This window comes from Roseomonas elaeocarpi, from assembly GCF_042433915.1.
GTDB lineage: Bacteria > Pseudomonadota > Alphaproteobacteria > Acetobacterales > Acetobacteraceae > Roseomonas > Roseomonas elaeocarpi.
The window spans coordinates 119059-131887 of record NZ_JBHLUN010000003.1 but is presented as its reverse complement, the minus strand read 5'-3'; the positions used below and the strand labels follow the sequence as shown (position 1 = coordinate 131887).

General features: G+C 66.7%; 16 protein-coding genes. 10 read left to right on the top strand and 6 right to left on the bottom strand.

Annotated features, from left to right (window positions below; translation table 11 throughout):
* The 4 genes from ACFFGY_RS05060 to ACFFGY_RS05045 all read left to right on the top strand — a co-directional run.
* Positions 1-331 (top strand): hypothetical protein (locus ACFFGY_RS05060; protein ID WP_377043322.1); only part of this gene is annotated, 331 nt, incomplete at its 5' end.
* The gene (locus ACFFGY_RS05055) at positions 315-833 is read left to right on the top strand and encodes a hypothetical protein (RefSeq protein ID WP_377043321.1); all 519 of its coding nucleotides are present in this window, start codon (positions 315-317) and stop codon (positions 831-833) included. The genes ACFFGY_RS05060 and ACFFGY_RS05055, both read left to right, overlap by 17 nt.
* Positions 834-1921: 1088 nt before the next feature.
* Positions 1922-2440 carry a hypothetical protein gene (locus ACFFGY_RS05050; protein ID WP_377043320.1) on the top strand — a complete coding sequence of 173 codons (519 nt, stop codon included), beginning with the start codon at positions 1922-1924 and terminating at the stop codon, positions 2438-2440.
* Between the two features lie 3 nt (positions 2441-2443).
* Entirely contained in the window at positions 2444-2995 is a 552-nt protein-coding gene (locus ACFFGY_RS05045) for a glycoside hydrolase family 108 protein (RefSeq protein ID WP_377043319.1), read from the top strand.
* 397 nt (positions 2996-3392) lie between these two features.
* Here ACFFGY_RS05045 and ACFFGY_RS05040 read toward each other — a convergent pair whose 3' ends face one another.
* Complete coding sequence (locus tag ACFFGY_RS05040; protein ID WP_377043318.1) at positions 3393-3662, bottom strand: hypothetical protein; 270 nt, start codon at positions 3660-3662, stop codon at positions 3393-3395.
* A 483-nt stretch (positions 3663-4145) separates the two neighbouring features.
* Here ACFFGY_RS05040 and ACFFGY_RS05035 point away from each other — a divergent pair, with 483 nt between their 5' ends.
* From ACFFGY_RS05035 to ACFFGY_RS05025, 3 genes are all read left to right on the top strand, one after another.
* Positions 4146-4913: a hypothetical protein gene (locus tag ACFFGY_RS05035; RefSeq protein ID WP_377043317.1), complete on the top strand. Its 768-nt coding sequence runs from the start codon at positions 4146-4148 to the stop codon at positions 4911-4913.
* A gap of 501 nt (positions 4914-5414) precedes the next feature.
* Complete coding sequence (locus ACFFGY_RS05030; RefSeq protein ID WP_377043316.1) at positions 5415-5657, top strand: hypothetical protein; 243 nt, start codon at positions 5415-5417, stop codon at positions 5655-5657.
* A 94-nt stretch (positions 5658-5751) separates the two neighbouring features.
* Positions 5752-6006: a hypothetical protein gene (locus ACFFGY_RS05025; RefSeq protein ID WP_377043315.1), complete on the top strand. Its 255-nt coding sequence runs from the start codon at positions 5752-5754 to the stop codon at positions 6004-6006.
* A gap of 14 nt (positions 6007-6020) precedes the next feature.
* Here ACFFGY_RS05025 and ACFFGY_RS05020 read toward each other — a convergent pair whose 3' ends face one another.
* Entirely contained in the window at positions 6021-6377 is a 357-nt protein-coding gene (locus tag ACFFGY_RS05020) for a hypothetical protein (protein ID WP_377043313.1), read from the bottom strand.
* A 23-nt stretch (positions 6378-6400) separates the two neighbouring features.
* Positions 6401-6643, bottom strand: coding sequence for a hypothetical protein (locus ACFFGY_RS05015; RefSeq protein ID WP_377043312.1), 243 nt, complete (start codon positions 6641-6643; stop codon positions 6401-6403).
* A gap of 467 nt (positions 6644-7110) precedes the next feature.
* On the opposite strand from ACFFGY_RS05015, the gene ACFFGY_RS05010 reads away from it, so the two are divergent.
* A complete protein-coding gene (locus tag ACFFGY_RS05010; RefSeq protein ID WP_377043311.1) occupies positions 7111-7854 on the top strand; it encodes a DUF6134 family protein in 744 nt (247 codons plus the stop codon).
* On the opposite strand, the gene ACFFGY_RS05005 is transcribed toward ACFFGY_RS05010, so the two are convergent.
* Entirely contained in the window at positions 7839-8993 is a 1155-nt protein-coding gene (locus ACFFGY_RS05005) for an alpha/beta hydrolase (RefSeq protein WP_377043310.1), read from the bottom strand. The two genes, ACFFGY_RS05010 and ACFFGY_RS05005, sit on opposite strands and share 16 nt — an antisense overlap.
* Before the next feature lie 161 nt (positions 8994-9154).
* Here ACFFGY_RS05005 and ACFFGY_RS05000 point away from each other — a divergent pair, with 161 nt between their 5' ends.
* Together ACFFGY_RS05000 and ACFFGY_RS04995 are read left to right on the top strand one after the other, a co-directional pair.
* Complete coding sequence (locus ACFFGY_RS05000) at positions 9155-9412, top strand: hypothetical protein (RefSeq protein ID WP_377043309.1); 258 nt, start codon at positions 9155-9157, stop codon at positions 9410-9412.
* Positions 9413-9593: 181 nt separating this feature from the next.
* Complete coding sequence (locus tag ACFFGY_RS04995) at positions 9594-10307, top strand: metallophosphoesterase (protein WP_377043308.1); 714 nt, start codon at positions 9594-9596, stop codon at positions 10305-10307.
* A 102-nt stretch (positions 10308-10409) separates the two neighbouring features.
* On the opposite strand, the gene pdxA is transcribed toward ACFFGY_RS04995, so the two are convergent.
* Entirely contained in the window at positions 10410-11441 is a 1032-nt protein-coding gene (gene pdxA / locus ACFFGY_RS04990; RefSeq protein WP_377043307.1) for a 4-hydroxythreonine-4-phosphate dehydrogenase PdxA, read from the bottom strand.
* Entirely contained in the window at positions 11438-12829 is a 1392-nt protein-coding gene (locus ACFFGY_RS04985) for a four-carbon acid sugar kinase family protein (protein WP_377043306.1), read from the bottom strand. Before ACFFGY_RS04985 ends, pdxA begins: the two co-directional genes overlap by 4 nt.

Below are 12829 nucleotides of genomic sequence, written 5' to 3'. Positions count from 1 at the left end.
CTCGGCCGTGGCGGTGCTGCTCTACTGCTTCTTCATCCTGATGGGCGGGAAGACGCCGGAGGAGATCCGCAGCCTCGACCTGCTGACCGACCTGCTGCCGGGCTGGTGGTGGCTGGCCGTCAGCGCTGCCGGCGGCATCGTGCAGCTGGTGGGGCTGATCCTGAACATCCGCTTCCTGCGCGCCGCGTCAGCCTTCGGCCAGCTGCTCTGGATCGGCTTCATCGTACGCATGGTGTTCCCGATCTACCCGTGGGCGCCCCTGCTCGGGCTCGCCTGTGGCTGGGCCGTTCCCAACTTCTTCGTGGTGGCGCGGCATGCCCGCGACTGGTGACATGGATTGGGAACGCCTGGTGACGCTGGCCCTGCAGGGGCTGGCTGGCGGTGGTGTCGTCGGCCTCGGCGGCCTGCTGTTCGGTGTCTGGGACCGGCGCATGAAGGGCCGCTCCGACAACCGTGGCGACGATCGCGCGGATGATCAGGCACTCAACGCCGAGCGGCAGCGCCTGGTGGAGAACCTGAGGACCGAAGGGGACCGCGCCGCCACCCGTGCCCGCGAGGCCGAGAAGCGCCTGGACGAGTGCGAGGAGGACCGCGACCTCGGCTGGGACCTGGCGCGCGGCATGGAAACGCTAGCGCACGAGCGGCGGCACTCGCACCTCAACGTGGTCAGCGCACTGATCGCCCTACGCGCCATGGTGAAGGGCTTCCTGGCTGGCGCCGTGACCCAGGACCGGTTGCGCCAGGCGCTCGAGGAAAGCGCCGACCCGGTGCCGCCGCCGCCGGTGCCCGCGCTTCGTGACGTTGAGCCGCGGAAGGCCGGCGCCGGCGAGTAAAGGTCGCGGGTTCAGGCAGCGAGGCTGAACGTCGGACAAGTTGCTGCTCTTCCGACCGGCGACCATCTCTCCCCTGCGCAGAGTGAGCCTGCCTGCCGCCGCGACTAACCTATCTTAAGCCAGTTTCTCACCCGCCGCACAACCAGGGGCTGTGCCCTTTCCTCTGGGGCGGAGCAGGCGCCGCGTGCTCAGGGAGCGAACCTGAGCCCGGGATGGGTGTGTGGAAAGCGTATCCCGGCGACCTCGTCGCCATCTCCAGGGGGAGATGACGGATGCCTACCGACGCGGCGCCTGACCATCACCGACGCGCTTGTAACCCGCCACCGCACTTCCCGCGCACCTGAACCCCGTGGGCCGCCGGGTCACCCGCACAAGCCAGGCCACTCAAGTTCCTCGTCTGTACAGGGACGCCACCAGACAGCGGGGACACGGCACCCAGTGTAGATGTTGCGCCAGCCACTGCGACCCGTCTCAGTAGCTGTCGGCGAGTGCCACTGCACAAGGCAGGTCCGCTCCTGTCCACTTGAGTAGAGTGCACCTGGTACTCGTACGCGGATACGTCGGTCGCGCGGTGCCGTGGCGATTGGTTGCCACTCACCGCCTTCACTATCAGTCACTAGCCGGAATTCCCCAACCTCCGGGCCTTAAAACGTGACGTTCCGCTGCGAGCAACGTGAATGCGGTGTAGTATTTAGGTTCGTCCTCTAACGAACCAAGTTACTCACCCGTCAGGTGACGAGCCACCTGACACCATCGCTGGCGGTGCGGATGTAGCTCGCCGACATATCGACGCCGTCATCGAAGTCAGCCTGTTGCGAGCCGCTGATCCGGTACTCGCCACATCGGTCGCACGCGTACCTGCGATAGTCTCCTACCTGGGGCCATAAGACAGTCTGTGCCGCATCGCAGCGGGGACACCGCACGATCGACGGCGTTGAAAGCGGATCCACACTACGTCCTGAACTTCTGAGTGCCGGGTCTTAAGCGCACAGCAAGCTGCTGCGAACGGCCGGCAGACTGACAGTTCGGTGTCAAACCCCTCATCAACTTTCAGAAACATCGCGCCTCGCCGCGGTGAAGGAGAACCCATGTCCACGCTCTGGGCGCTGGTGCTGCCAGTGCTGCAGCCGGCGCTGGTGGCGCTCGTCACCTCGCTTGCTCTCTCCATTCCCGCCGCGGCCGTGGCCCTGATCAAGTGGGCCTGGGCCAAAGCCACTGCCAACAGTGAGGCGGCCAAGGCCACGGCGCTGCAGCGCCTGGCGGAGATCGGCGGCCGTGCCGGCGCGCAGCTCGCCACCGTCATCATGTCCGATCCCGCTGCCTCGGCGGCGATCGAGGCGGCCAAGGATGCGCTGGTCGCCACCATGGCGGCCAATGTGAAGGAGACCTTGGCCAAGATCGGCGGCAACGCCTCCGGGGTCGAGCAGATCATCCTGGGCAAGGCAGCCGAGGCGCTGCCGGCGCAGGTGACTGCCGCAGCGCAGGCTGCCGCTGCCTCCGGTGGCACGGTGCCGGATCTCGCGGCCGCCGCGGCGGCGCTGTCGAAGCTGACCGGGCTGCTGAAGCCGGCCGGCATCCCGGTCTCCGCTGTCGGTGCGGGGACCTGAGCCATGGACGCACGCTTCCTGGCTTTGATCGAGCCGCAGGTCGCCAAGGAAGGCGGCTACAGCAACAATCCGTCCGACCGGGGCGGTGAGACCATCTGGGGCATCACCGCAGCCCGGGCGCGGGCCGCCGGCTACGCCGGCCCCATGGCGGCCATGCCGCGCGCCACGGCGCTGGACATCTACGGCCTCTACTACTGGCGTCAGCCGATGTTCGACCAGATCGATGCCATCGACCCCTACGTGGGCGAGAAGATGCTGGAGATCGGCATCAACATGGGGACGGGCAGGGCGGGGCAGTTCCTACAGCGCATCCTCAACGTCATGAACGGACGGGGCAGCATGTGGGCCGACCTGAAGGTAGACGGCGTCTGCGGTGCCATGACCCGGGCAGCGATGACCTCCTTCATCCAGCGACGCGGCGCGCAGGGCCGGAAGGTGCTGCTCGAGGCGCTGACCGGCCTGCAGTGCGAGTTCTACATCGGCCTCGCTGAGGGCGACGTGAGCCAGGAGGACTTCGTGTACGGCTGGATCGCGAACCGCGTTGTTAACGTTTAGGCGTGCCGCTCCAGACACGGTTGTACGGTACTCACCCTTGTGTGTGCTGATTTCTGTATGCAGCGCAGCGTACTTGAGCGCAGTAGCGTCCTGGACCGCCCGTTCAGGATGTGAGGCCCTCCCCGTGAGAGATGAAGAGAACTCAAGGCGGCACTACTCCGCGAGGGTAGAGGCCGGGCACGTGCGTACTCTGCTCCTGATCCAGTTTCAGGGGCATGATCTGCCACTCAGCTTGCTTGAACTCGCCGAGCAGACCGGGCTACGTAAGAGCTCGCTGCTGCCTGCCCTCTCCTTGGCGGAACAGCGGGGCGAGCTCGTACGCGTGGGCGACTTCGAGTGGCGGCTTCACCCTTAGCCCAGGTCTGCGCCTTGGGCCGGACCAGACGAGCCGAGAAATTCAGGAATAGAAGGCAGCAGGGAGACTGCGCAGTCTGCCCCACTCCTCCTGCCACAGTCCTTCATCGTCGAGGACCGCCAGGGCAGCCGGATCTGGAATGCGGTCGAAGGCCAGTAAGAGCGCCGTTGGCATCGTCATGACCGCGTCTTCGTAGCCCTCAGGCCCGACGACCTCTGCCAGGACCTGATCACCCTCGTGAAACAAAATGAGCGTCACACCATCCTCTACGATGTCGCGTGTGGTCCGCAGTTCCAGAGTAGTTCCGCTCATCCATCGCCCCTCGCACTGCTAACATAAGTTGTATTGATCAGAACGTTCCGTCAACGACGTGTGTAGTCGTACGAGGGTGGCGAGGCGATAAGGGGGGGGGGCTCTCAGATTGTGCTTGGGTCGGAGCCTACTACCAGCGCAACTGGCGTCCGGGAAAGCCGCACCCGGAGACCTGGGAGGCAAAGTGGACGGCCGCGCAGGAAGCGGTGCGGGTTGCGGCCTGAGGCTTGCGGCCTAGCTTCCCCATTGTCTCAGCCTGACTGTGCCGCGCATCTTCGAGTTATCCCCGTTATCCACACTATCCACAGGGTCAAGATTTTTTCACAAAAGATGTCCACAGGGTTATACACCTAATCCACAGGAAAAATTCGATTGTGGCTTGACAATTGCGTTTTTCGGGCTGTGCACGGTCACGACGGCCACGCTAAGCGTCGTCAGTGCCCGCCGCCGTAGATGGTGGAAGTCGAGCACAAGGGAGACTGTATGATCGCTGGCGTTCCTGCAAAGAAGGCCTTCGAGATCTACAATCGGGTTATCCGTCTTGATCCCTCGGAGAAAGAGCAGCTTGGGCAAGCCGAGTGGCAGCTCTCCGGTCTGGTGCGCAAGGACAGGCATGACCTTGCGGGTCTAGTGGCCTTGTTACAGGTTAAGCTTGTACTTGGAAAAGCTGACGAAGCGCATCGCCTGTCAAGCGACGTTATGGCCAAGCGTGCTTTGCTCGAAGGAGGAGTGCGCGAGACATACTGGAAGCAGTTAGTCTCCATGGCCCGCTTCTCCGAAGCGAAGAAGGTCGCCTCGGAGCACAACATTGCCCATGGTCGCGAGTTTCTGAGCTACATTGCTTGGTACCTCGGTGATGTTGCGACAGTGCGCGCCAGCCTTGAGAACGGAGAGGCTGCAGACAAAGAAAAGTGGCTTCGGCTACTTTCGTCTATTCGCGCTGAAAACATCGAAGATCTGATGCCTTCGCACCAGGACATCATCACTAATGTTGTGTCGTCAAAGTCGGTGCATACTCAGCTCTTTTGCAGCTCCGACGGCGAAGGCGACTTCAACGCGGTGCAGTACTACTATGTGGATGTGCCTTTTGAAGTGCGCTTCGACATGGAGATGGAAATAGATCGGAAAGTCCAGGAGCTATACAAGAGGCATAATCATAGGGCGTCGCTCGGCTCACTCAAAGTGACACCTATTTTGTTGGGATCTGATGCCGCGGCGAGCAGGATTTCAGGCTCTACCCGGAGCCTTTAATTCAATGGATCAGATATCACATATCGAGGACATGCTCTCCCGATCGTTATGTGAGCCCGAGTATCGTACTATAGTTTCTCGTGCTTACTACGCAGCTCGTTTTCATGTGAGTAAGTTTGCTAAGATGATGGGGTACGTGACAGAGCGTACAGGCGAGGACCATCAGAAGTTGATCGACTTCTGCAGTTCCGGACAAAAGCCACAGAAACTGGTTGAGTGTGGTGCGATCCTTCTCAGACTGAGAAGGTTGAGAACTCATGCGGACTATAACCACGATATGCCAGTGACAAAAGGAATGGCTCACGAAGCTCTAGATCGTGTCAAAGCGGCGCAAGAGCGATGTGATTTCCTGGCGGATGTAGTTTTGAAGGAACGGGCAGCGAAAGCTGCGGCAGTGAAAGGTGTGCCGCCACAACCTGGCGAAACGCCTTAGATTTCGCGGCACGCTTATCACCTGTTCGTCGACTTTCATCAGCGTGAGCCACAGATCGAAGTCCCTTTATGTCCGACGAAGCTCCGCCCCGACCACCCTACAAGCACCCCGGCCGCCTGCCGCGCGAGCAGCGCATCGGCCTGACCATCACCGAGCCCGGGCAGCCGTTCGAGCATTTTTGCGCCATCTGCGGCGAAGATGGCGGCTGGGGCTTCGGCGTGCCGGGCAAGCCGGAACTCGGGCATCGCTGGTACTGCTATGCCCACCGTGACCAGGGCGAGGCGTGGCGTACGGAGATGCTGCGCGGTTAGCGTCCGGCGGCCCACGGACGGTGTGACTGGCCCCTCCAAGGGAAGGGGCGCGCTTGATCTTCGGTCGTCATTCCGTCACCCATTAGAGATGGCGGTGACATTGCTTCTTTTGTCCGATGGGCTCTGCTCATTGGAGTTCGATACCTCGGACATTCCTTTGGTTGCTGCCGCCATCAGTGAACGCTACGGCGTACCGGAGCAGCGCCTGTTTGCGACGGCAGCCGAATACCGCTTCGGTGGATGCAGCTTCGCCTTTCAGAACCAGTGGGATGACCCCTGCCTGATCGCTGGGTCATCTGAGGGCAGTGAAATCCTCAAGGCCCTTCACGAGCTTCTCGCTACGACGTGACGCATCCCCGCCATTTAGCTGCGCGACCTGAAGAGGTCGGAGCCGCTGGGCCGGGACATGTCGCAGACGAGCCCCCGCGTCTCAGGCACCGCGCCGTGCAGCATGATGATGACCTCGCCGCCGCGGCGGTGGTTGGTCGGCGCGAGGATCGCGACCCGCTCTGGTCTGCGCAGGCAATGCCGGCAGCGATAGCGCCGTATCATCTCGGCGAAGGTGGTGTGCGGGTAGTCTTGCGCGACGCCGCCCATCCGCACCTTCAGCCGGTGCCCGCAGCTGCACCCTATGCCAAGGAGCATGTCGGAACTCCAATCGCGGGCGCGCATTGCGAGCGCCCTGCGCCGGCGGGTCTCCTCGGAGATGTTGTGGGCCACGGATCACGGCGACGCGGCTGGTGTCAGTCGACTGGCCGGGTGGCGTAGACCGGCACGCCCATTTCCAGACGGTCCAACGACGGCTTCTTGGTCACCAAGTAGCCCGAGCGCTCCAACTGCTGCATCACGTTCCGGGCCATGTAGCTGTGGTCGGCCTTTGCCTGGACGCCCAGAGGCTTGCCTCGCCCATCGAAGCAGAGCGCGTAGGCGATGGCGGACGCGAGCTTGTCGGGATCGGCCGGGCTGAGGGGCGGGGTGTCGGACACGGGTGAGCCTCCGGGGGAAAGGCGGGATGACGCGCCAGGTGGCGCCACTCCCCCGGTAAAGTATGTTCCTGTTATGTTCCAGCCTGATCGTCGCAGCGGCGCGACAACTCACGCAAACTCGTGATCGTGGCTGCAGCAGGTAAGCACCTGTAGAAACCGGGTACGGAGCCGGGTACGATAGAAGGGTGGTGACAGGAAAGTGGCCTAGAAGCTGGGTTTCCGCTGCCCGCAAGGCAGCAGCAGCAACTGTTTCACGGACAGCCCCCTTGATCCCAGGCCATTGCTAGCATGCTGAATTTCTCTTGAAAAACGCAGCCGGCGCCGGCCCGACGCGGCCCTGTTCCCCGTCCGGCGCATCAAGCCGTGTCGCATGGTCTGATCCCGCGGCGGAGGCGGTTCCGGCGCGCGCACCCGGACGGCGAAGGCAGCGCAAGCGCCGCGCCACACCCTTGCCATCGCGGACAGAGATGCAAGCTGTGACGAACATTACCGAGGACTGCCCGATGATGCCTGCCCGCCAGAGCCGTGACGCCGCGCCCCAGCCTGTGGATTCGGGCAGGGCAGTCCGGCAGGTACCCACGGAGGCAGCCGCGGGGCCGGGCCGGCGCGCGGCATTGTCGCTGCTGGCGCTGTCCCTGCCGGCAGGGGCCCTGTTGCGGGCGGGTGCTGCCCAGGGTGCTGCCCCGCCGGTGGGCTACCGCTGGAACATCCTGCGGGAAGACAAGACCGTCGGCACCCACAAGGTCACTTACACGGAAAACGGGGCGCAGCGGATGATCCGCACCGAGATCGAGATCGCCATCCGTTTCCTGAGCTTCACGGTGTTCCGCTTCGCCCATGACTACACGGAAAGCTGGGAAGGCGACCGGCTGCTGGGCTTCCGCTCCCTTAGCGAGCGGCAAAGCCGGGCGGGCCATTGCCTGATCCGGCGGGAAGGGGCGGGGCTGCTGCTGGCTGAGGGCGACAACGCTCCGATGCCGCTGCCCGGCGATGCCGCGCCGTTGTCCTGGTGGAACCCCGCAGTGCTGTCGCGGCCCCTGCTGGACACCGTGTCCGGGCACCTGGTGGAGCAGCGGCCGGTGCGCTCCGGCAACAGTTGGAAGCTGCCGGGCAAGCCTTTCACGGAAGCCACCTACGATGCCGCCGGGCGCTGGATCGGCTTCACGACCGTGGGGGATGACGGCGTGCCGGTGCACTACGCCCCGGCCTGATCCCCACCGGGTTGATCGCGCCCGGGGACGGCAGCACCCGCGTTGATCCAGGCGCGCACGGCGGCGTTGGCCTTGTAGGCCACGCGGCTGGGGAAGCGGTTAAAGGCGTGCGGCGCTTCCGGCACGCGGAGCAGCGCGGCGGGGTTGCCGGCGTCGCGCCAGCGCCGGCACATCTCCACGCTTTCTTCCCGCAAGGGGTCGGCCTCTCCCACCAGGAACAGGGCGGGCGGCAGGCCGTGCAAGGGTGCGAAAAGCGGCGAGTAGCGCGCCGCCCGCCGCTCCTCGACCGACAGGCCTGGCAGCAGCTGGTGCAGCGCCTCCGCCGCGCGGTGGTGCAGCACCAACGTGCCGGGCGGCGCCGCCAGCAGCCCTGCGGAGCCGCCGAGATCGAAGGCGCCGTAGAACAGCACGGCCCCGCGCACTGGTGTCAGGTCCTGCCCGGCATCGCGCAGGCGCAGCAGCGTCGTCACGGCCAGGTGCGCGCCCGCGGACTCGCCACCGATGAAGACCGTCGGCTCCGTTGCCCCTCGCACCGTCTCCCCTTGGGCTGGCGTGGGCGCGAGTTCCGCCAGTCCCTCATCCAGGGCCCAGCCGGCGGCGGTCTCGCAATCCCGAAACACCTCTTCCAGTGGGTGCCGTCCGGCCAGGCGGTAGTCGATGCTCACCGTGGCCAGGCCGCAGTCCCGGGCGATGGCGGCGTTCACGGGGTCGTCCATCTCGGCGTTGCCGACCGCCCAGGCGCCGCCGTGGATATCCAGGTAGAGGCCCTGGCACGCCCCCGAGGGGCGGATGATCCGGACGCGCGCGGAGCGGTCGCGCCAGCGCACCATCCGGTTTTCCGCCACGATGCGTCCCCGGGGATAGCGTAGGGACGAGAGCAGCTGGCTGCCCCGCAGCAGCGCCTGGATCAGGTCGGCTTCCCACTGCCCCCGCACGCGAAAGCGCGGAAAGCGGTCCAGCCTGGCATTCATGGCGCGCAGGTCGCTGAGATCCTCCGCGTCGAAGACCGGGAGCTCGAACGCCCGTGCCGGCTGCCCGGCCGCAGCGGGCCGGGTCGCCGCCGGAGCGGAGGGGGGCGCCGCCACCTCCGCATCATCCGCTGGCTGGATCACGCCGGCCATCGCCTTGGCTGGGGGCATTCCAGCACATCCTCCGTCGCTTCATCGCATCGTGCCGAACCAGGGAGGCACGCCTGGGCAGCAACGCCTCAGGCTACGCCCGGCTGCCCGGCAGACCGACCGTTCCGATTGACGAACGTCGCCGCTCTTACTTACCTGCGCGCGAGATCCGGATTTCCAACATGCCATCCTCCCCGAAGCGCCTGCGGGTCGCCCGGCTGATCGACGGTGAGGTACGGCCGCTGATGGGCGACGAATCTTCCCCGCCTCGCCGCATTCGCAAGGCCCGGCAGAGCGCGATCGATGGGCAGGAAAGGCTGCTGCTGCTCTGGGATGCACTGAGCTCGCAGGGTAGGCGGACGCTGCTCCTCGCGGCACAGCTGATCGCGCAGGAGGAAGGCGCGCTGCCCCAGGGTTCCTCCGCGCTGAACATCGACTGAGGACGCGCGCGCCGGGCCGTTCCCGCCCAGGCGCCTGATCGGGCTGGCGGAATTTTCTTCCCTCGCTTCGCAAGATTGCACCCCTGCCGCTGTGCCGATCGCCCGTTTCGCGCGTTGGCACCCCGCAAATCCTTTGTTGAAGGCAGGATCCGTTGGGCGCGGCGATGGAGACGATTGTGGGGTGAGCGATCTGAGATCCCAATTCGATGGGTTGCGGGTGATCGGTGACGTCCACAGCGACGCTGCGGCCTTGTCGGTGGCCCTGGAGGGTGCCACGGCGGAACGGCTCTTCGTGATCCAGCTGGGCGACCTCACCGATGGCGGGTCCGACGCGCCGGGCGTGCTGCGCCGCGTCTTCGCGATGCTGGACGCCCGCGCCGGGCTGTTTCTGCTGGGAAACCACGACCACAAGCTGCGCCGGGCGCTGACCGGCGCACGGCTGCACATCGACGCCAATGGGTTGGGCCAGACCCTGCGGCAGATCGATCAGGCCCCCGACGCGGAAGCACTGCGTGCCCGCACCCTGCTGGAGGTCGCGCGGGCCCCCGCCTGGCTGCGAATCAATCAGCGCGTCTTCGTGCATGGTGGCTTCCACCCGCGGATGCTGCACGCCGCGCCGCCGCCTGAGGCGGGCGCCCAGCGTCCCGACGGGCTGGTGCCCCGCGCGCTGTTCGGACAGGTCACCAGCCGCATGCGCCCCGACGGCTTTCCCGAGCGGCTGCACGACTGGGTGGACCGCATTCCCCCTGGCATCACCGTTTACGTGGGGCACGAGACGCGCTCCTCGGACGGCAGGCCGCTGACGCATGTGGGCGCCCTGGGCGGTGCCGCGGTGTTCATGGACACCGGCGCTGGAAAAGGCGGCCACCTCAGCTGGGTGGACCTGCCCTGGTAAAACCTTTCATCCGCGGGGAGCCTGAGCCTCGCGAATGAGAGGGGGGCAGCCCGGACAGGGCTGCTCCACAGGGCTGCTCCGGCGGCTGTCCCGCCGGCGCGTTCAGGCGGCCTCGGCGCGCTCCGGCGCCAGGTCCACGGCCTGACGCAGCGCTTCCACCAGGCTGCCCTCGTCGGCGATGCCCTTGCCCGCGATGTCGAAGGCCGTGCCGTGGTCTACCGAGGTACGCACCACCGGCAGGCCGATCGTCACGTTCACCCCGGCCTCGAGGCCCATGACCTTGACCGGCCCGTGGCCCTGGTCGTGGTACATCGCCACCACCAGGTCGAAGTCACCCCGCGCGGCGCGGAAGAACAGCGTGTCGGCGGGAAGCGGCCCGTCCACCTTCCAGCCCTTTGCCTGGCAAGCCTGCACGGCGGGGATGATCTTCTCCTCTTCCTCGCCCTGGCCGAAGAGGCCGTTCTCGCCCGCGTGCGGGTTGATGCCGCACACGCCGATGCGCGGCTCCGCGATGCCAGCCTTCACCAGCGTGGCGCGGCCGCGCGCGATGACGCGCTCCACCAAACCTGGCTCGATGCGGCGGATGGCGTCCATCAGGCCGATATGCGTGGTGACGTGGATCACGCGCAGCTTCGGTGCCACCAGCATCATCGACACCTCCGGCGTGCCGGTCAGGTGCGCCAGCAGCTCGGTATGGCCCGGATACTTGTGGCCGGCGGCGTGCAGCGCCTCCTTGCTGAGCGGCGCAGTGCAGATCGCGTCGGCCTCGCCCGCCTCCACCAGCCGCGTGGCGCGCTCGATGTAGCGGAAGGCGCCTTCGCCGGACAGCGGCGACAGCTTGCCCCACGGATGCCCCTCCGGAATCAGCTTGAGGTCGATGCAGTCCACCGTGCCGCGGCGGTAGCCGGCCTGGGCCGGCGTCTCGATCGCGGCGACCTCCAGGGCCGGGTGACCCGCCTTGGCGACCACGGCACCGGCCTCGCGCAGCCGGGTGGCGTCGCCCACCACCAACGGCCGGCAGATCGCGTAAACGTCGTCGCGTGCCAGGGCCTTCATGATGATCTCCGGCCCGATACCGGAAGCATCGCCCATGGTGATCGCCACGATCGGGCGGGCCTTGCTGTTATGGCTCATGATACTTCGTCCTCTCGTCCCGCGACCTTGTGCAGATGATCGAGGCTGCGGCCCAGCGTGCCGTGGTCGCCGAAGGCCCCAGCCTTGGTGACGACGGGCACGCGCAGCGCCCCTTCCGTGATTCCCAGCGGCACGCCCGCCTCGACCTCGTCGAGCATGCGGATGCCATGTACGCCCATTGCCCCCAGCAGGGCGCAGGCCGTTTCACCACCGGTGACGAACAGCCCGCGCAGCCGCCCCGCCGCCGGCTGCACGAGCTCGGCCAGGCGGGCCGCCAGCGCCGCGCCCCGGCGGAGATCGGCGGCCGGATCGGCGGTGATCTCCACCAGCACGTCCTGCCCTGCCCCGAGCGTCTCGGCAATGGACCGGGACAATTCCTGCCAGTGCGAATCCGCCGCGCCGGCATCCAGCACCGTGGCCGCGACCGAGACCGGCCGCGCCCGTCCCGCCGAGACCAACGCCGCCGCCGAGCTGCGCGAGGCTTCCGCCACGCTGCCCACCACCAAGAGCACGCCGCCAGGATGTGCGTTCGCGGAGGGTGTCCCGCCCGCCAGCCGAATACTCGCCGGGTCAGCCTTCCCGGGCAGGGCGGCATCGGCGTGGCAGGTTTCGCCTTCCCCGGCATGGGCGAGCGCCGCGGCGATGCCGCCGGAGCCGACCCAGAACACCTCTGCCGCCATCGGCAGGCTCGCCCGTGCCAACTGGTGGAGGTCTTCTTCCGTTTCGGCGTCGCAGACCACGGCCGACAGCCCGTCGCGCAGGGCGGCACCCAGTGCCGCCGTGATCGCTGCCGCGCCGCGCCGCTGCTCATCGAGCGGCAAGAGCCGGGCCTGCAAACCTTCGCTGTTCAGGACGGCCACCAGGTTTGCCGTCTCGTAGGTGTGATCGCGCGCCCAGAGCGGTGAATCTTCCAGGGGGGCGCTGTTCAGCATTACCCGGCCGTCGCGTGTGGTGCGGCCCGTCGCCGGAAAGGCTGGCGCCACCAGGGCCAGCCCCGGTCCGCCGTGCTCGCGCAGGAAGCGCAGCGTTGCGGCGAGTTCCGCCACCGGCTGGCCACGCAGGGTGGAGTCGATCTTCTTGATCAGCCCGTGCCCCGGCCGGAAGCCGTTCTCCAGCGCCGCCCGGTGCGCCGCCGCGGCCTTGGCCGCGGGCATGGCGCGGCTGTCGACGTTCACCGCCAGCACCGCGCGTTCCGCACCGCCGCCATGCGACGCGCCAGCTTCCGCCGGCGCGTCCGTCGATGCCCCGCACCCCGGCGTTTCGCCGTGCCGGAGGTCGGTGCCATCACCCCAGCGGACCGAGGCCTCCAGGCCTGCGCGACGGAACGACACGGCGCAGTCGCCCGCCCCGGTCAGGTCGTCGGCGAGGATCAGCCAGCGCTGGGGCAT

Bases quoted from the DNA above. Each gene is read 5' to 3' on its own strand.
- pdxA (WP_377043307.1), bottom strand. From the start codon at position 11,441: ATGAGCCATAACAGCAAGGCCCGCCCGATCGTGGCGATCACCATGGGC.
- ACFFGY_RS05030 (WP_377043316.1), top strand. From the start codon at position 5,415: ATGTCCGACGAAGCTCCGCCCCGACCACCCTACAAGCACCCCGGCCGC.
- ACFFGY_RS05055 (WP_377043321.1), top strand. From the start codon at position 315: ATGCCCGCGACTGGTGACATGGATTGGGAACGCCTGGTGACGCTGGCC.
- ACFFGY_RS05045 (WP_377043319.1), top strand. From the start codon at position 2,444: ATGGACGCACGCTTCCTGGCTTTGATCGAGCCGCAGGTCGCCAAGGAA.
- ACFFGY_RS05000 (WP_377043309.1), top strand. From the start codon at position 9,155: ATGCCATCCTCCCCGAAGCGCCTGCGGGTCGCCCGGCTGATCGACGGT.
- ACFFGY_RS04985 (WP_377043306.1), bottom strand. From the start codon at position 12,829: ATGCCCCAGCGCTGGCTGATCCTCGCCGACGACCTGACCGGGGCGGGC.
- ACFFGY_RS05040 (WP_377043318.1), bottom strand. From the start codon at position 3,662: ATGAGCGGAACTACTCTGGAACTGCGGACCACACGCGACATCGTAGAG.
- ACFFGY_RS05005 (WP_377043310.1), bottom strand. From the start codon at position 8,993: ATGCCCCCAGCCAAGGCGATGGCCGGCGTGATCCAGCCAGCGGATGAT.
- ACFFGY_RS05035 (WP_377043317.1), top strand. From the start codon at position 4,146: ATGATCGCTGGCGTTCCTGCAAAGAAGGCCTTCGAGATCTACAATCGG.
- ACFFGY_RS05050 (WP_377043320.1), top strand. From the start codon at position 1,922: ATGTCCACGCTCTGGGCGCTGGTGCTGCCAGTGCTGCAGCCGGCGCTG.
- ACFFGY_RS05010 (WP_377043311.1), top strand. From the start codon at position 7,111: ATGCAAGCTGTGACGAACATTACCGAGGACTGCCCGATGATGCCTGCC.